The 18148-nt window shown below is 70.3% G+C and carries 10 protein-coding genes; 4 read left to right on the top strand and 6 right to left on the bottom strand.

Annotated features, from left to right (window positions below):
• Positions 1-274 precede the first annotated feature (274 nt).
• Positions 275-4084, top strand: a complete 3810-nt coding sequence (locus OG698_RS14635) for a GH92 family glycosyl hydrolase (RefSeq protein WP_406103439.1) — start codon at positions 275-277, stop codon at positions 4082-4084.
• 74 nt (positions 4085-4158) lie between these two features.
• Here the strand turns inward: OG698_RS14635 and OG698_RS14640 are convergent, their stop codons facing one another.
• On the bottom strand, positions 4159-4749 hold the full coding sequence (locus OG698_RS14640; RefSeq protein WP_406103440.1) for a TetR/AcrR family transcriptional regulator: 591 nt from the start codon (positions 4747-4749) through the stop codon (positions 4159-4161).
• Positions 4750-4902: 153 nt separating this feature from the next.
• On the opposite strand from OG698_RS14640, the gene OG698_RS14645 reads away from it, so the two are divergent.
• A complete protein-coding gene (locus OG698_RS14645; protein WP_406103441.1) occupies positions 4903-5844 on the top strand; it encodes an alpha/beta hydrolase family protein in 942 nt (313 codons plus the stop codon).
• Positions 5841-6059, top strand: coding sequence for an NAD-dependent epimerase/dehydratase family protein (locus OG698_RS14650; RefSeq protein ID WP_406103442.1), 219 nt, complete (start codon positions 5841-5843; stop codon positions 6057-6059). The genes OG698_RS14645 and OG698_RS14650 overlap by 4 nt, the downstream gene beginning before the upstream one ends.
• On the opposite strand, the gene OG698_RS14655 is transcribed toward OG698_RS14650, so the two are convergent.
• The 4 genes from OG698_RS14655 to OG698_RS14670 all read right to left on the bottom strand — a co-directional run bounded on the left by OG698_RS14655 (position 6023) and on the right by OG698_RS14670 (position 14769).
• On the bottom strand, positions 6023-7591 hold the full coding sequence (locus tag OG698_RS14655) for an ABC transporter substrate-binding protein (protein WP_406103443.1): 1569 nt from the start codon (positions 7589-7591) through the stop codon (positions 6023-6025). The two genes, OG698_RS14650 and OG698_RS14655, sit on opposite strands and share 37 nt — an antisense overlap.
• On the bottom strand, positions 7588-9765 hold the full coding sequence (locus OG698_RS14660) for an ATP-binding protein (protein WP_406103444.1): 2178 nt from the start codon (positions 9763-9765) through the stop codon (positions 7588-7590). Before OG698_RS14660 ends, OG698_RS14655 begins: the two co-directional genes overlap by 4 nt.
• A gap of 166 nt (positions 9766-9931) precedes the next feature.
• Positions 9932-13138 carry an NACHT domain-containing protein gene (locus tag OG698_RS14665; protein ID WP_406103445.1) on the bottom strand — a complete coding sequence of 1069 codons (3207 nt, stop codon included), beginning with the start codon at positions 13136-13138 and terminating at the stop codon, positions 9932-9934.
• A gap of 188 nt (positions 13139-13326) precedes the next feature.
• On the bottom strand, positions 13327-14769 hold the full coding sequence (locus OG698_RS14670) for an MFS transporter (protein ID WP_406103446.1): 1443 nt from the start codon (positions 14767-14769) through the stop codon (positions 13327-13329).
• A 125-nt stretch (positions 14770-14894) separates the two neighbouring features.
• Between OG698_RS14670 and OG698_RS14675 the strand changes: the two genes are divergently transcribed.
• Positions 14895-15206, top strand: coding sequence for an ArsR/SmtB family transcription factor (locus tag OG698_RS14675; protein ID WP_399967407.1), 312 nt, complete (start codon positions 14895-14897; stop codon positions 15204-15206).
• 64 nt (positions 15207-15270) lie between these two features.
• Here the strand turns inward: OG698_RS14675 and acnA are convergent, their stop codons facing one another.
• On the bottom strand, positions 15271-17997 hold the full coding sequence (gene acnA, locus OG698_RS14680) for an aconitate hydratase AcnA (RefSeq protein ID WP_399967406.1): 2727 nt from the start codon (positions 17995-17997) through the stop codon (positions 15271-15273).
• Between the last annotated feature and the right edge of the window lie 151 nt (positions 17998-18148).

An 18148-nucleotide genomic window follows, 5' to 3' on the forward strand; every position in this document is an offset into this window, starting at 1 on the left:
TCCACTTCACGTCAACTGGGCAAGATCGAAAGCAGGTTTGGACGGCGTTCTTTCCCGAGTTGAGACCTCTCGGATATATGAGGCGCCTTTGAGCGGCCCATGCGTGCCCCGGACGACCGATGACCTCGCTTAATGGATGGTCGCGCCAGTCTTCTCGTCCCGCGCGCCGCACACGCCGATTCCAACACCCTTGACACCACAGGCGACTTACCTCCCTACTGGACCCTGCGCTGCGAACTGACAACGTTGTCTCGCGCCGGGAGGGTGCTCGCGAATGCATGGCAGATCCAGACACAGACTTAGGTCCACGGCCGCCCTGGGGGCGGCCTCACTAGCGCTCGTCGCCGCCGGCCAGGGGGCGTCCGCCGCGTCCCCCGGCCAACAGCCGCGCGCCGACCGCGAGTTCAGCTCCTCGTTCGAAACGGGCGATCCCGCCCCCAACTGGCTGAACACGGTGGATACCGCCGCGGACAGCACCAAGCGGTCATCCGGGGTCGACGGCGGCGACAGCGGTGGATTTCCGGGCAATGTCAACAGCCATGTCACGGAGGTCCGCGCCAGCGACGAGAACGCGGGCGGCGGTGAGACCAAGGAGAACCTCGTCGACGGCGAGTCGAGCACCAAGTGGCTCTCCTTCGAACCGACGGCCTGGGTCGAGTACGACCTGGACGCACCGGCCAAGATCACGACGTACGCCCTGACGTCGGCCAACGACCACGCCGAACGCGACCCGAAGGACTGGACGCTCAAGGGTTCCACCGACGGCAAGGAGTGGACGACGCTCGACACCCGCACCGGGGAAAGCTTCGCCGACCGCTTCCAGACCAAGAAGTACGACCTCCAGAGCCCGGCCGAGTACCAGCACTTCCGGATCGAGTTCACCAAGAACAACGGCGCGAGCGACGCCACGCAGCTCGCCGACCTCCAGCTGGCCACCGCCGACACCGGCTCGCCCACGCCCGACGACATGCTGTCCCTCGTGGACAAGGGCCCCAGCGGCTCCCCCACCGCGAAGGCGGGCGCGGGCTTCACCGGCAAGAAGGCGCTGCGCTACGCGGGCACGCACAAGGCCGACTCGCGCGCGTACTCGTACAACAAGGTCTTCGACGTCGACGTGGCCGTCGCCCGTGACACGGAACTCTCGTACAAGATCTTCCCGTCGATGGCGGACGGCGACCGCGACTACGACGCCACGAACGTCTCCGTGGACCTCGCCTTCACCGACGGCACCTATCTGAGCGACCTGAAGGCCACCGACAGCAACGGCGGGCTGCTGACGCCGCAGGGCCAGGGCGCGGCCAAGCGGCTCTACGTCAACCAGTGGAACGCCGTCGCCTCCTCCATCGGCTCCGTCGCGGCCGGCAAGACCGTCGACCGGATCCTGGTGGCGTACGACTCGCCGAAGGGCCCTGCGAAGTTCCGCGGCTGGGTCGACGACATCGCGCTGAAGGCCGCGAAGCCGGAGCCGCCGAAGGCGCATCTGTCGGACTACGCGGTCACGACCCGCGGCACGAACTCCAGCGGCGGCTTCTCGCGCGGCAACACGTTCCCGGCCACCGCGGTCCCCCATGGCTTCAACTTCTGGACGCCGGTGACCAACGCCGGCTCGCTCAGCTGGCTCTACGACTACAGCCGCGACAACAACGCGGACAACCTGCCGACGATGGAGGCGTTCAGCGCCAGCCACGAGCCCAGCCCCTGGATGGGCGACCGGCAGACGTTCCAGATGATGCCGTCGGCGGCGTCCGGCACCCCGGACACCTCCCGCACCGGCCGTGCGCTGCCGTTCAAGCACGAGAACGAGACGGCCCGCCCCTACTACTACGGGGTGCGCTTCGAGAACGGTCTCAAGGCCGAGATGACGCCGACCGACCACGCGGCGATGCTGCGGTTCACCTACCCCGGTGACGACGCGAGCGTGATCTTCGACAACGTCTCCGACCAGGCGGGCCTCACGCTCGACAAGGACAAGGGCATCGTCACCGGCTACTCGGACGTGAAGTCCGGGCTCTCCGCGGGCGCGACCCGGCTCTTCGTCTACGGCGTCTTCGACACCCCGGTCACCGGCGGCGACTCCACCGGCCCCAAGGGCTACCTCCGCTTCAAGCCGGGCGCCGACAAGGCGGTCACCCTGCGTCTCGCGACGTCCCTGATCGGCATCGACCAGGCCAAGGCGAACCTCGCGCAGGAGCTGCCGTCCGGGTCGTCGTTCTCCTCCGTGCGGGACAGCGCCCGCGCCCAGTGGGACAAGCTCCTCGGCAAGGTCGAGGTGGAGGGCGCCACGGCCGACCAGCGCACCACGCTCTACTCGTCCCTGTACCGGCTGTACCTGTACCCCAACTCCGGCTTCGAGAAGGTCGGTTCGAAGTACCAGTACGCCTCGCCGTTCTCGCCGATGCCGGGCCCGGACACCCCGACCCACACCGGCGCGAAGATCGTCGACGGCAAGCCGTACGTCAACAACGGCTTCTGGGACACGTACCGCACGACCTGGCCGGCGTACTCGCTCCTGACGCCGAAGAAGGCGGGTGAGCTCGTCGACGGGTTCGTGCAGCAGTACAAGGACGGCGGCTGGATCTCGCGCTGGTCGTCGCCGGGCTACGCGGACCTGATGACCGGCACGTCGTCGGACGTGGCGTTCGCCGACGCGTATGTCAAGGGCGTCAAGTTCGACGCGGAGGCGGCGTACAAGGCGGCCCTGAAGAACGCGAGCGTCGTGCCGCCCGCGGCCGGCGTGGGCCGCAAGGGCATGCAGACGTCGCCGTTCCTCGGCTACACGAGCACGGACACCCACGAGGGCCTGTCCTGGGCGCTCGAGGGCTACCTCAACGACTACGGCATCGCGCAGATGGGCCAGGCCCTCTACAAGAAGACCGGCGAGAAGCACTACAAGGAGGAGTCGGAGTACTTCCTCAACCGGGCCCGCGACTACGTGAACATGTTCGACCCGAAGGCGGGCTTCTTCCAGGGCAAGAGCGAGAAGGGCGACTGGCGCGTCGAGTCGTCGAAGTTCGACCCGCGCATCTGGGGCTACGACTACACGGAGACCAACGCCTGGGGCTACGCCTTCACCGCCCCGCAGGACTCGCGCGGGCTCGCCAACCTCTACGGCGGCCGCGACGGCCTCGGCAAGAAGCTCGACACGTTCTTCGCCACCCCGGAGACGGCGTCGAACGATGTCGCGGGCTCGTACGGCGGCGTCATCCACGAGATGACGGAGGCGCGTGACGTCCGGATGGGCATGTACGGCCACTCGAACCAGGTGGCGCACCACATCACGTACATGTACGACGCGGCGGGCCAGCCGTCCAAGACGCAGGAGAAGGTCCGCGAGGTCCTCTCCCGGCTCTACACGGGCAGCGAGATCGGCCAGGGCTACCACGGCGACGAGGACAACGGCGAGCAGTCGGCCTGGTACCTCTTCTCCTCGCTCGGCTTCTATCCGCTGGTCATGGGCAGCGGCGAGTACGCCATCGGCTCCCCGCAGTTCACGAAGATGACGCTGCACCTGGAGAACGGCAAGGACCTCGTCGTCAAGGCTCCCAGGAACAGCGCGAAGAACATCTACGTGCAGGGGCTGAAGGTCAACGGCAAGAACTGGACGTCGACGTCGCTGCCGCACTCGGTCGTCGCGAAGGGCGGGGTCCTGGAGTTCGCCATGGGCCCGAAGCCGTCCAAGTGGGGCACCGGCAAGAACGCGGCACCCGTCTCGATCACGCAGGACGACAAGGTGCCGTCGCCGCGCAAGGACGCCATCACGGGTTCGGGTCCGCTGTTCGACAACTCCTCGGAGACGAGCGCGAGTTCGGAGTCGGTGGAGCTGCCGGTCGGCACTGACGGCGCGAAGGCCGTGCAGTACACGCTGACGTCGGACGACAGGGCGAAGGCCCCGGCGGGCTGGAAGCTGGAGGCCTCGGCCGACGGTTCGTCGTGGCAGACGCTGGACCAGCGGTCCGGCGAGTCCTTCTCCTGGGACAAGCAGACGCGGGCGTTCTCGGTGAGCAAGCCGGGCACGTACAAGCACTACCGGCTGGTGTTCGCCGGTGGGGCCGCGACGGTGGCGGAGGTGGAGCTGCTGTCGTGACGGACTGAGTGACTCGCGCAACGGGCGGGGCGGGACCGGCAGTTGTCGGTTCCGCCCCGCCCGCCGTCGTGGGGTCAGCGCGGCTCGCGCAGGCCTGCGACGAGGAGCCCGACCAGCCGGCGCACGTCGTAGCGGGGGTCGTTCTCGGCGCCGATGCAGAGGTTTCCGATGCCGCGCATGAGCTGGTAGGCGTCGAGGTCGGCACGGATCTCGCCGGAGGCGACGGCGGCGTCGATGAGCTGGGTGCACACCGGCACGAGGCGGTCGAGGAAGTAGGCGTGCAGCGTCTCGAAGCCGGCGTTGTCGGCCTGCATGGCCCCCGCGAGACCGTGCTTGGTGACCAGGAAGTCGACGAAGAGGTCCACCCACCGCCCCAGCGCGACGTGCGGTGTCGGGCCCGCCGCGAGGAGGGCCGGGCCGGCCTCGGCACAGGCCTCGACCTGGTGGCGGTAGACGGCGATGACGAGGTCGGCCCGGGTCGGGAAGTGGCGGTAGATCGTGCCCATCCCGACGCCGGCCTTCGCCGCGATGTCGCGTACCGGCGCTTCCACGCCCGAGGCCACGAAGACCGCGGCGGCCGCGTCAAGGAGGGTCTGCTGATTGCGCCGGGCGTCCTTGCGCTTCGATCCGGCCGCGCCTCCCGTGCCCTGACCGCTGTCGTTCACCGCAGCACTCCTTCTCTGTTCTTCGAGGCCCTGAGGCCTCGAGGCTTGCAAAGCGGAACGGCGCTCCGTATCGTTAGCGGAGCGAGGTTCCGTTTCGCTCATGATGTCAGACCGGGCGACCGGCGAACAAGCAACCGAACGGATGGCACTCCCATGCCCCACTCCCCCACCGCGAACGCGCCGAAGACCGCGGTCGCACCCACCCCCGTGATCTCCGCGAAGCCGGTCGTCCTGCCCGCCCCGGGCCGCGGTGAGGACCTCCAGGTCCGCGTGTCCGCGCCCGCGACCGGCACGGACCTGCCCGTCATCGTCTTCTCGCACGGCTTCGGCTGGTCGATGGACGGCTACGCCCCGCTGGCGGATCACTGGGCCGCGCACGGCTTCGTGGTCGTCCAGCCCACCCACCTCGACTCGCGGACGCTCGGCATCCCCGCCGACGATCCCCGTACGCCGCGGATCTGGCGTATCCGTATCGAGGACCTCACGCGTGCGCTGGACGGGCTCGACGTCCTGGAGGCCGCCGTTCCGGGCCTCGGCGGGCGCGTGGACCACGACCGCATCGCTGTGGCCGGCCACTCCTGGGGAGCGCAGACGGCGAGCACTCTGCTGGGCGCGCGCGTCCTCGATGCCGACGGCGTTCCCGGCGAGGACATGTCCGACCCGCGCGTGAAGGCGGGTGTGCTGTTCGCCCTGACCGGCCTGGGCGACGATCTGACGCCCTTCGCGCTGGAGCATCTCCCCTTCATGAGGCCGTCGTTCGACACCATGACCCCGCCATCGCTGATCGTCGCCGGGGACAGCGACCAGTCCCACCTGTCCACCCGCGGACCGGACTGGTTCACCGACCCGTACACGTACAGCCCGGGCAGCAAGAGCCTGCTCACCCTGTTCGGTGCCGAGCACTCGCTCGGCGGCATCCCCGGCTACGAGGTCGCCGAGACGACGGACGAGAGTCCCGCCCGCGTGGCCCTGATCCAGCAGCTCACCACGGCCTTCCTGCACAGCGCCCTCTCCCCCGAGGGCGCGGACTGGAAGACGGCGGCCGCCGCCCTGGACGACGACCCCAACCCGCTGGGGACGCTGCAGAGCAAGTGAGGAAGGACGACTCCAAGCAGGACCCACAGAAAGGACAGGGGCGATGGTCCTCGTCACCGGTCGTCACCGGAGGTCTCGGCTTCATCGGATCCCACACCGTACGAGCACTGCTCGGCCTGGGCGAGGACTGCGTCGTCGTCCAGCGCCGCGCCATGGCCGGCGGCGCGGCTGACACCGCTCAGGAAGGGCAGGTGCCCGCCTTGTCGCCGCGGTAAGTGCGGTACAGCGGAGGCGACTTCGCTGATGTGGACGGGAACTCGACGATCGGGACGGGCTTGCAGACCGCCCACTGGTCGTTCTCGCCCGGGCCCGTGAAGCCGTACGTGCCGCCGGCGCCCACCAGGCAGCCGGTGCAGTCGTTTCCGTCGATGGTCGAGATGGTCAGGGTGCTGTACACGTCCTTGGCCGTGGGGAGCCCGGCGGGCTCCCGCGTCTGCGTCCCGCCCTCGTTGACCTCGCTGTACGTGCGGTCCACCGCGCCGGCGAGCAGGGTGAAGCCGTCGTAGTACATCGCCGCGTAGCCGTCGGAGAGCGGCGACGGCCCCACACCGTAGGTCTTGTCGATCTTCTGGAAGCGGGCCAGGAAGGCGGCGGAGCCTCGGGGCGGGGAGTTCTCGCCCTTCGCCCAGTCGGGGTCGTAGGCGGAGGCGTCCACGATCGTCGTGTTGGTGGTGTGCAGGCTGAGCACGGTGGACGGGGTGGTGAGGGTGGGCTCCAGGCCGATGCCGATCTTCAGGATCCGCAGCTGCTGACTCCGGTCACAACTGCCCTCGTCCGCGAGGCGGTTGATGAACGCGGGCAGGTCCTGGTCCCGGCCCGCGAAGAAGACCGTGTCCGCCTTGTCACGGCATATCTTCTCGGCCGCGTCGGCGAACCGCCGCGGGATGCCCTGGTCGTCGCCGGACGAGCCGATGAAGTGTGAGTTGTTGGCGTCCAGGTCGTAGTCGGTACCGAAGCGTTTCTTGAAGACGGCCCGCAGGTCCTGCGAGTAGACGTCGTCCTCGCGGCTGTCCCAGACAAGAAAGCCACGGCTCTTGCCGGGGTGTTCCTTCAGGTACTCGCCGAGGGCCTGGGCGAACTGCTCGTTGTTGGGGGACGCCTTGAAGAAGTAGCGGGAGTTCATCGAGGCCGCGGTGATCACGGGGCCCACGGTGGGAATGGAGCGGCGGGAGAGTTCGGCGACCGCCTCGCGGGTGTGGATCGTGCTGCTGGGGATGCCGGTCACACCGACCAGTGGTGCTTCCTTGTCCCGGGTCAGTTCGCCGAGCCGGTCGACGACGTCCTGCCACTGGTCGAGGTCGCGGCCGTCGGGGGCGAGGAGCAGCTGGTAGTGGGGGCCACTGGCGCTGTTCGCCTGCTGCTGCGCCGCGAGCGCGCCGGCCAGACTGCGCCGGATCATCTCGCGGGTCATCGCGCTGGTGGAGTCCGAGGTGAACGGCATCATCAGCGCGATCCGTGCGTACGGGATGCGGGCCGACTGGCCCTGCGGGTCGTCCCGTTGGCGCTTCACGCGCGCGTTTTCGTCCGCCACGGCACGGAGCAGGCTGTCGACGGTGTCGTCGCCCGTCTCGAAGGCCCGGTCGGTGACGCCGACGCAGTCGTCCCCGCGCTTGTCCATGCCGTCGCCGCACGGGCCGGGGCGGGTCTGCTGCCACGCGACGAAGCCACCGATCAGGACGAGTACGACGACCAGGGCGACGCACCAATCCAGCGGACCCCACTCCTTGGGTCGGCCACTGAACATCATGATCCTTCGATGGCGGGGATGGGCAGGGGTTGTCTCTTGCGAGCGGCGGGCGGCCAGTCGCGGGCGGCCCTGCCGAGCGCCGCGTACCACGTGGGGTGGCGCCGGGAGAGGAAGCCCAGTTCGTCGCCGACCGCCTGGCACAGCGTCTCGGCATCGGGGTCGATGGACGCGTCGGCGTACGGCTCGGACAGGTACCACAGGGCGTGCAGCAGGCGGTTGATGCCGCGACCCGCCTCGTCGAGGTGGGTGTAGCGGGAGGCGTGCTCGCCGAGCGCGATCTGTACGCGCTCGTCGGTCCAGGGGGCGGCGCCGTCCGGTGAGCTGTCGGCGGGCGGGGTCGGGGCCGAGGCACAGCGCCGCAGGCAGAGCAGCCAGTGCTCGACGCTCTGCTCGGCCTCCTCGGCGTCGAACTCGTCGGCGAGCATGTCCACGACCTGCGCCGCGTTCCCGGTGGCCAGGCTGTGCCGCAGCGCGTCGGCCTCCTCGGTGTCGGCGCGCTGTACGTGGTGCAGGTGCAGGAAGCGGTGGATCTGGTGCCAGCTGTGCGGCTCGCCCGCCGGGGGCGAGGTGCGGCGGGCCTCGTGGACGAGGAGCGTCTGCAGCAACGCGTGGTCCACCAAGGGCACTTCGGGGGGCACGGGGCGCTGCCAATGGCGCTCGACGAGGTACTGCGCCGCCGCGTTCACGGGCAGTTGCTCCGGGCCGTCCAGGGCCAGGTCCTCGGCGAGCGCCGCCGCGGCCTGGTGGTCCCTGGCCAGACACAGCACGACCAGGCGGTCGCGCTGGCGGCGGTCGGGCAGCAGGTCCTCCAGGAGCACCTGAGTGACGGGCCGCCCGCTCTCCGTCTCCAGGTCGAGCAGGTCCTTGGGCGTGACGGTGCGGCGCTCACCCGCGGCGTGCACCACCGCGTCGCAGAGCAGCTTTCCGGCCAGCGGGTGCCCGCCGGTCAGGGCGTGCAGTGCGGAGGCCAGGTGGGGGTGGAGCAGCCGGGAGGAGGCCCGGTCGAGCATGGCCAGGACGTCGTCGCGGCCGAGCGGGGTGAGCGGCACGACGAGCAGACCGGCCGACGGGTCGTGGCCGGTGCGCTGCCAGACCTGGGCGGCGTGGTCGCCCTGCGGGCCGCCCGCAGGGGGCAGCAGGTCGGCGAGTTCCCTGCGTACGGCGTGCGGGGCCTCGTCCTCGGGGAGGTCGCCGAGGCGGGCGGCGACGACGGTGATGCGGTCGCGGCCGGTCCGCTGCGGCGCGGCGCGGTGTTCGAGGAGCAGGTCCAGGAAGCGCTGCCCTGCGGGGGTGTGCGCCTCGTCGAGCAGGATGAGTGGCCAGGGGTCGCGGTTCAGGAGGTGCACCCAGCCATAGGCCGCGCCGACTTCCTGAAGGAAGGCCGCCATGAGGTCGGACTCGACGGCGCGCCGGTAGTCGCCGCCGCGGTGGAAGCGGCGGCCGAGCTGCACCAGCGGGTCCCGGCCGCCGTCGGCACCCTCCGCACCGTCGACGCCTGCGACATCGTCGGCGAGGGGGTGCCGCTTGGCGTACCACTGGCGGGCTGCGCCCGCCGGGCGCAGCGTGTCGAGTTCGCGCAGGACGGCCCGGGTGACCGGCAGGGAGTCGGCCTCCTCGGCGGCGTCGGCCGCGCCGTCGGCGTGCGCCGCGATGGACGCCTCCACCTGCGCGGACCACTCGCGCGCCACGTCGCGCTCGTCGCCGGTACGCAGGCCGCAGGCGATCAGCAGGCGGGCGTGGCGAGCGCAGAGGGCGTCCCGCTCCTCGACGTCGCCCGCGTGCCAGCCGGAGACGGCGAACAGGCCGGGGACCAGCACGGGGAACCGGGCGAGCGAGGGAGTGAACGCGCACACCAACCGCTCGACGATCTCCACGAGGTCGGCGGCGCGGGCCGGTTCGGGACCGCCCGCAGGGGCCGGCCGTGCGGCGTCCGGTGCGGCGGTGGTGCCCGCGGGCACCACGCGTACATGGGCGAGGGAGAGTCTGCGGTGGTAGTGCCGGGCGAGCCCGTCGAGGACGGCGCTGCGGCCCATGCCGTGCTGACCGGTGATCAGGACGACGGGCACGTCGTCGCCGAACTCCCGCTTTCTGCGGGCCCGTTCGTCGTAGGCGAGGCCGGTGAGGGCGGGGACGAGGGAACGCACCAAGGGGTCGCGCGCGTACAGAAATGGCACTGGCGACCTGCCCATCAGAAGTGTCCCGGTTCCCCTCGGTGTGCACAACTGCCTCTCGTACCACCGAACTTACCGGCGTGGTGGATCTCTCGCCAGAGGATCACGCGGGCGGTCGCGGCCCGGCAGGGCAGGGCAAGGCGTCAGGGCAGTGCGTCAAGGCAGTGCGTCAGGGATGCGGATATATCTCCAGGTCGACTCCGGCGGGCAGTTCCTCGGCCGCGCTCACGTCGCGCGCATAGGCGAGCCGCACCCGGCGCAGCGCGCTCATGCCCTTCAGCGGCGCCAGGTCTATGTCGGTGCCCTGGGTGAGGTGGAGCTCCGTCAGGCCGGGCAGCCAGCGGGCGATACGCCGCAGCGACACGGGGGACCCGGGTTTCGCGTACACGTAGAGGTGGGTGACCGCGGATATCTGCGCGCGCTGGCCGAACAGCAGCACGCTCAGCTGCTCCGGCGACACGGTCAGCGTGCGCAGCGCCGTCAGGGTGGCGAGGGTCTTGCCCCAGTCGTCGGGGAGCAGGTTGTCGCCGGCTTCGTGCAGGCGCAGTTCCCGCAGCGCCGTGCAGCGGGCGAGCTCGGCCAGCTCCACGGTGCCCGGGGGCAGCGCGAGGACCCGCAGCCGGTCGAGGAAGGGCAGTTCGGCGAGGCCGCGCCAGGGTACTTGGGGCCCCAGGTGCAGGGCGTCCAGGCCGGGGCAGCCTGCCAGGTCGGACAGCGCCTCGAACTGCGGCAGGTCGGCGAGGGTGAGGCTGCGCAGCCGGGGCAGCCGGGTGAGCGGGGCGGGGTCCGTGAGGTTGCGGCAGCCCTGCAGGGTGAGCTCTTCCAGGGCGCCGAAGTCGTCGAGCAGCGTCAGGTCGCGCAGCTGCCGGGCGCCACGCAGTCGCAGTTCGCGCAGCCGGCCCGGGTCGAGAGCGGCTCGGATGGCCTCGGGGTCGAAGTCGCCGTGGATCCCCACTCGTTCGCAGCCCGGCAGGGCGGCGAGGGCGGCGAGCTCGGCCGCCGAGCGCACGGTGACGGACTCGGCCGGGGAGGTGGCGAGCAGCGGCCGGATGATCTCCTCGGCGTAGGTGTCGGTGTCGAACCGGTCCCAGTGACCGAGGAGTTGAGCGCGTACGGCCGACTGACGGGTGTCGAGGAACTCGCGCAGCCGAGGGATGGCGGAGTCCCCGCCGATCTGGCAGATGGCGTGGACCGTGGCGAGTTCCTCATCGCTGTCGAGCGCGTCGGCGCGCGGCAACAGGCCGAGCAGGAGGGGCCCGGTGCGGGCGAGAACCCGGGCCTGGCGCAGACTGCGCGGTGGCAGCATGCGCGCGGCCTCGGCCTCGATGGTCTGCCGCACGGCGGGTTGCAGACGGGTCGCCTGCTCCAGGGAGGCGAGGGCGAGGAGACGTAACCGGGCCCGGACGGTGTCGTCCTTCTCGCGGTTGCCGCGGTCGCTCAGCCGCATCAGCAGTTCGGCGCGCCCGTTGTGGTCGGCCTGCGCGACGGCCATCTGGACCACGTCCTCCCATTGATCGACATGAGCGTTCCTCACCAGCATGCCGAAGTCACGCTCCTCCAATACAGCCTTGGCGCCCAGGTAGTCCTGAAACGTGCGATGGATGAAGTCGACGGCGCCCGCGACGGGTTCGCGCAGCAGCCCGGAGCGTTCGAGCAGGTACTGGAGGGCGTCCTCGGGTTCTCCGAGGTGGTCCAGGCTGGGTACTTGGGGCTGGAGGCGGCGCACCACGTCCACGGCGTCGTCCCGCTCGATCTGGGTGCGCTCGTTGCGGATCAGCCAGTACGCGAGGCGCTTGAGAGGCTCGGTGGCGGCCTCCTCGTCCAGCTCGGGTCCGCCGCCGCGTCCGTACAACTCCCTTTCCATGTCGCGCCGTTCGAGCAGCATGGACAGCGCGGCCTTGTAGAGGGCGGCGCGGCCGCGCGGCAGGAATCCGCGGCGCTCGCGGTGCAGGGCGCAGATCAGCCTGCACATCAGCGGGTTGGTGGCGAGCCTGCTCAGGCCGGGGCTCGCGCGCAGCGCCTGGATCAGCTCGTCGCCGAGTCCCGGGCGCGCGCCGGCCGCATCGTGCCAGCGGCCGATGAAGCGGCGCAGGTCGGCGGGGCGCAGCGCGTCGAGGGTGAACTCGTGGAAGTCCTCCCGCCGCAGCCAGCCGGGGCCGAGCGCGGAAGGGCGGGTGGTGGCCAGCCACAGGTTGCCGGGGAAGATGCCGAGGAGCTCGCGCAGCCAGTTCCGGGTGCGGGTGCGGTCGGCCTTGGGGATCTCGTCCAGGCCGTCGACGAGGATCAGGCCGCGGCCGTTCTGCAGCACGCGGGTGGCCCAGCCGTCGGGTTCGGTGCCGACCAGCGGGCAGTCCATCCAGCGCAGGAAGTCGTCGGGCAGCGGGAGCCCGGCGCCTTCGCGGGCGAGGTTGCGCAGCGGGAGCACGAAGGGGACGCGGCCCAGGAGCTGCGGCAGGTTGCCGGGCACGCTGTCCTGCCGCGCGGTGGTGAGCGCGAGCCACTGCACGAGGGTCGTCTTGCCGGTGCCGGCCAAGCCGTGCAACAGGACGCGGCCGCGGGTGGCGAGGGCCTCCTCGACGCTCTCGTCCAGGCCGCTCTCCGGCTCGTCGTCGGGATCGTCGGACTCGCTGCCGGGGGCCGGTGCGGCGACGGCGCGCAGACTCAAGTAGGCGGTGTCCAGGGGCCATTCCAGGCCTCCGGGGTCGCGCAGGTCGACTCCGTAGATGGTGAGGGTGCCGTGCCGCCGGACGACGTACTGCGCGTAGCTCTCCTCGAATCGGCCGTCGAGCAAGGCCCGGTCGTCGCCCGACACCCTGCGCAACACGACCTCCAAAGTCCGGTGGACATCGCGCAGTTCGCGGGCGTCCGCGAGCCGCGCCCGCGCGTCGAACCCCGGCCGCTGCGTGAAGAACCGCACCAGGTGCACACAGGCCGTCTCCAGGAGGCGGTCGTGAAAGAGGGCCGCGTCCCGGGTAAGGAGCCGGCGGGTGTCGGGGCCGGCCTGCCGGGACAGTGCGGCGGCCAGCTTCTCGGGCCCCATGAGGAAGATCTGTACGTCGTCCATGTCCAGCTCGCCGAAGGCGAACAGGGTCCGGGTCAGGGCCTGGCCGACGGCGTCGTGCTCGTCGTCCTCGACGGGCCGCTCGTGGGGACCGGCCGCGCGCACCGCACGCCGCACCAGCTCCCGGGCGAGCCGGTGCAGATCGTCGCGGCTGACGGTGGGGTGGTCCCCCACGAAGGACAGCAGGCCCTGGATGCGCACGGGCCGTTCGGTGAACTCGGCTCCCGGGACCTTGGGCGGGGGCAGCACGAGCCGCTTCAGCAACGGCACCACCACCGCGGACGCGATCCGCAGTCCCACTGTCCCCGGATCCACTGCCCACCCCCGTCGGCCACCTGCGTCGGCGTACGTTCCTCGACGCGCATGCGTCACGGAACGCCTTCCACCATAAGGGCAGGCATCAGGAATCGAAGTAAGTGTCCTGTGGCCGTGGGGAGTTCAGGCCAGCCCGGTGGTGCGCCGGACCTCGCCTCACTTCCGCCAGAACAGTTGGGCCCGGGAACTCATCGCCGCGCGCGACGCGCCAGGTCTGCCCGCGGCGTCCCCACAGGCCCGCGCAGCAGCCATGCAATCACCGCACCGAGCCCCAGACTCACCCCCGCGAGACCCCAAAGGAGGCCGTGGAAAGCGGAGTTGTACGTGTGACCGCCGCCCAGCAGCGTCGTGAGCAACGACCCGTACACCGCCACCGCGACGGCCTCGCTGCCGAGGCGGAGCGTATTGACGAACCCGGCGGCCATGCCGGCCTTCTCCGGGGGTACGAGGGCGAGGGCCTGTCCGTCGACGAGACCGGCCGACAGGCCCATCCCGGCCCCGGTGACGATCATCGGCAGCGCGACGACGGCGACCGCCGCGTGCGCCGAGAAGAGCAGCAGCCCGAGGTCGCCGACGACGAGGCAGCCGAGGCTCGTGAGGATCAACGCCTGTGCGGGAACACCCCGTTCGACGATTTTCGCAGCGGCCACGGGTGAGACCAGGACCGGTGCGGTCAGCAGCAGCATGAGCCATCCGGCGGCCGATCCGTCGCGCCCGGTGACGGCCGTGAGGTAGCTCGGCAGATACGTGAGCTGTGTGACGAAGCCGAACGAGGCCGCGACAGGGACGAGCGCAAGGCCGAGGAAGCGGCGCTCGCCGAGCAGCCCGAGGTCGAGGACGGGGTGCGCGCTGCGCCGCTCCACGCGGACGAACGCGATCAGCGCGAGGGCCGCCGCGGCGAACAGCGCGAGCACTCCCGCACTCCCCCAACCCCACTGCGAGGCCTGCACGATTCCACAGGTCAGCAGCACCATCGCGGCGACGAAGACGAGGGCGCCCGGGACATCGAGGCGCGCCGATCCCCCTACGGTCGCGGGCACCGAGCGCGCGATCACCGGCACCGCGAGCAGCGCCACGGCCAGCGCGGCGGCGTGGAGCGCGAACACCCAGCGCCAGCCGACGCCCGCGACCAGCTGACCGGCGATGGTCGGGCCGAGCGAGACGCCGATGCCCGCGACGGCCCCGAAGAGCGCGAACGCCCGGGCGCGGGTGGGCCCTTCGTACGCCGTGGAGAGGATCGCGGCCCCGGCGGAGAAGATCGCGGCACCGCCGACCCCGGCGAGGGCGCGGGCGGCGTCGAGCACGAGGGCGCTCCCGGCGAGGGCACTCGCTGCGGCGGCGACGGCGAACAGCGCAGCGCCCGCGGCGAAGACACGCACCCGGCCCACATTGTCGGCGACGGAACCCCAGACGAGGGTGCAGCACGCGAAGGCAACGTTGAAGGCGTTGACGACCCACTGCAGGGCGGCGTCGGAGGCGCCCAGGTCGGCGTCGATGCCGGGCAGGGCGACGGCCGTGCCGGAGATCGACATGGGGACGACGAAGACGGCGAGGAGGACGGCGGCGAGGGTGAGGCCCTGGCGCCGCGCCCCCTCAACGGGCGGGACGTGAAGGGTAGTTGTTCCGGACATGCGTAGGAGCCCCCGAAGAAGAGAGGTCGGACAGAGGTTCGCAATTGATCGAACCTGACCCTCGCACGGCAGAAAGGTACGATGCAAGTAGAACCTGGGCGACGATCGGGACGAAGGGACACACCATGCCGGACGAGGACGGCCACCCCACACCGGCCGAGATGGACCTGCGCACGGTCCTGCACGCACTCGCCGACCCGCTGCGCTTCGGGGTGATCGCCCAGTTCCTGAGAGAACCGGCGGACACCGAACGCACCTGCGCCTACTTCGAGTTGCCCGTCTCCAAGTCGACGACCTCGCACCACTTCAAGGTGATGCGCGAGGCGGGCCTGCTGCGCATGGTCGACCACGGCAACAGCCGCACGGCCGTCCTGCGGCGGGCCGAGCTGGACAAGCGCTTCCCCGGCCTGCTGGGCCTGGTGCGCGCCGAGGTCTGAACACACGCGAAGGGCCGCACCCCCGAAAGCTCGGGGATGCGGCCCAACCGCCTTGCCGGACCGCCTACTTGCGGATCAGGCTGCGGAGCACGTACTGCATGATGCCGCCGTTGCGGTAGTAGTCCGCCTCACCGGGGGTGTCGATGCGGACGACCGCGTCGAACTCCACACCGGTGTCGGTGGTGACCTTGACCGTGCGCGGCGTGGTGCCGTTGTTGAGCTCCTCGACGCCGGTGAAGGAGAAGGTCTCCTCGCCGGTCAGGCCGAGGGACTCGGCGGTCGCACCCTCCGGGAACTGGAGCGGCAGGACGCCCATGCCGATGAGGTTCGAGCGGTGGATGCGCTCGTACGACTCGGCGATGACGGCCTTGACGCCGAGGAGCGCGGTGCCCTTGGCGGCCCAGTCACGGGACGAGCCCGAGCCGTACTCCTTGCCGGCCAGGATGGCCAGCGGAATGCCCTGCTCGATGTAGTTGCGCGAGGCGTCGTAGATGAACGACACCGGAGCCGCGTCAGCAGTCGCAGCCTGGGTGAAGTCGCGGGTGTAGCCGCCCTCGGTGCCCGGCGCGATCTGGTTGCGCAGGCGGATGTTGGCGAACGTGCCGCGGATCATGACCTCGTGGTTGCCACGGCGCGAGCCGTAGGAGTTGAAGTCACGGCGCTGGACGCCGTGCTCCGTGAGGTACTGACCGGCCGGGGTGTCGGCCTTGATCGCACCGGCCGGGGAGATGTGGTCGGTGGTGACCGAGTCGCCCAGCTTGGCGAGGACGCGCGCGCCCGTGATGTCGGAGACCGGGGTGGTCTCCATCGTCATGCCCTCGAAGTACGGGGGCTTACGGACGTAGGTGGACTCGGTGTCCCACTCGAAGGTGTTGCCGGTCGGGATCGACAGGGCCTGCCACTGGGCGTCACCCGCGAAGACGTCCTGGTAGGACTTGTTGAACATGTCCTCGCCGATGGAGTTGGCGACGACGTCGTTGACCTCGGCCTCCGTCGGCCAGATGTCCGCGAGGTAGACCGGCTTGCCGTCCTGGTCGATGCCCAGGGCGTCCTTGGTGATGTCGACCTTCATCGAACCCGCGAGGGCGTACGCGACGACCAGCGGCGGGGACGCCAGGTAGTTCATCTTGACGTCGGGGTTGATGCGGCCCTCGAAGTTGCGGTTGCCGGAGAGGACCGACGTGACCGCCAGGTCGTGCTCGTTGACCGCCTTCGAGACCTCCTCGGGCAGCGGGCCCGAGTTGCCGATGCAGGTGGTGCAGCCGTAGCCGACGAGGTTGAAGCCGACCTTGTCCAGGTACGGCGTCAGACCGGCCTTGTCGAAGTAGTCGGTGACGACCTTCGAGCCCGGGGCGAGGGTGGTCTTGACCCACGGCTTGCGGGTCAGGCCCTTCTCCACGGCCTTCTTCGCGACGAGCGCGGCGGCGACCATCACGTACGGGTTCGACGTGTTGGTGCAGGAGGTGATCGCGGCGACGGTGACGGCGCCGTGGTCGATCTCGTACGTCGAGCCGTCGGGGGCCGTGACCAGGGTCGGGCGCGACGGGACGCCGTTGGTGGCGGCCGGGGAGTCGGAGGCCGGGAAGGACTCCTTGCCCGCCTCGTCGTCGTCCTCGACGTAGTTGCGCACGTCGAGCGCGAACTGCTGCGCGGCGTTCGCGAGGACGATGCGGTCCTGCGGGCGCTTCGGGCCGGCGATCGACGGGACGACCGTGGAGAGGTCGAGCTCCAGCTTCTCGGAGAAGTCGGGCTCGGCGGCCGGGTCCAGCCAGAGGCCCTGCTCCTTGGCGTACGCCTCGACGAGCGCGACCTGCTGCTCGTCGCGGCCCGTCAGCTTCAGGTACTTCAGCGTCTCGTCGTCGATCGGGAAGATCGCGGCGGTGGAGCCGAACTCCGGCGACATGTTGCCGATGGTGGCGCGGTTCGCCAGGGAGGTGGCGGCGACGCCCTCACCGTAGAACTCGACGAACTTGCCGACGACGCCGTGCTTGCGCAGCATCTCGGTGATCGTGAGCACGAGGTCCGTGGCGGTGGTGCCGGGCTTGAGCTCACCGGTGAGCTTGAAGCCGACGACGCGCGGGATGAGCATGGAGACCGGCTGGCCGAGCATCGCGGCCTCGGCCTCGATACCGCCGACGCCCCAGCCGAGGACGCCCAGGCCGTTGACCATCGTGGTGTGCGAGTCGGTGCCGACGAGGGTGTCGGGGTAGGCCACACCGTTACGGACCATGACCGTACGGGCCAGGTGCTCGATGTTGACCTGGTGGACGATGCCGGTGCCCGGGGGGACGACCTTGAACTCGTCGAAGGCGGTCTGGCCCCAGCGCAGGAACTGGTAGCGCTCCTTGTTGCGGCCGTACTCCAGCTCGACGTTCTGGCCGAAGGCGTCGGCGGTGCCGAACTTGTCGGCGATGACGGAGTGGTCGATGACCAGCTCGGCCGGGGCCAGCGGGTTGATCTTGGCCGGGTCGCCGCCGAGCTCCTTCACGGCCTCACGCATGGTGGCGAGGTCCACGACACAGGGCACACCGGTGAAGTCCTGCATGATCACGCGGGCGGGCGTGAACTGGATCTCCTGGGACGGCTGGGCCTGGGAGTCCCAGCTGCCGAGCGCACGGATGTGGTCGGCGGTGATGTTCGCGCCGTCCTCGGTGCGGAGCAGGTTCTCAAGGAGAACCTTCAGGCTGTAAGGGAGGCGCGCGGAGCCCTCGACCTTGTCCAGCTTGAAGATCTCGTACGACTCGTCGCCCACGCGCAGCGTGCTGCGGGCGTCGAAGCTGTTCGCCGACACGACAGTCTCCTTCATATATGTGCGCGTTCCACCGCATCCTGCCGCCACGACGATTTCGCCGATCCGCTAAGGTAAGGCTAAGTTAGGTAACCCTTACCGGGCATGGCGGCTGCGGTGTGCCTCTGTAGATATCTCGATGTCGAGATAACTC

The sequence above is a fragment of the Streptomyces sp. NBC_01003 genome (assembly GCF_045162695.1).
In the GTDB taxonomy this organism is placed as follows: Bacteria; Actinomycetota; Actinomycetes; order Streptomycetales; family Streptomycetaceae; genus Streptomyces.

What these genes read in the sequence shown, in the direction of transcription:
- OG698_RS14655 (WP_406103443.1), bottom strand. Translation starts at nt 7,591, where the DNA reads ATGATGTTCAGTGGCCGACCCAAGGAGTGGGGTCCGCTGGATTGGTGC.
- OG698_RS14670 (WP_406103446.1), bottom strand. Translation starts at nt 14,769, where the DNA reads ATGTCCGGAACAACTACCCTTCACGTCCCGCCCGTTGAGGGGGCGCGG.
- OG698_RS14635 (WP_406103439.1), top strand. Translation starts at nt 275, where the DNA reads ATGCATGGCAGATCCAGACACAGACTTAGGTCCACGGCCGCCCTGGGG.
- OG698_RS14675 (WP_399967407.1), top strand. Translation starts at nt 14,895, where the DNA reads ATGCCGGACGAGGACGGCCACCCCACACCGGCCGAGATGGACCTGCGC.
- OG698_RS14645 (WP_406103441.1), top strand. Translation starts at nt 4,903, where the DNA reads ATGCCCCACTCCCCCACCGCGAACGCGCCGAAGACCGCGGTCGCACCC.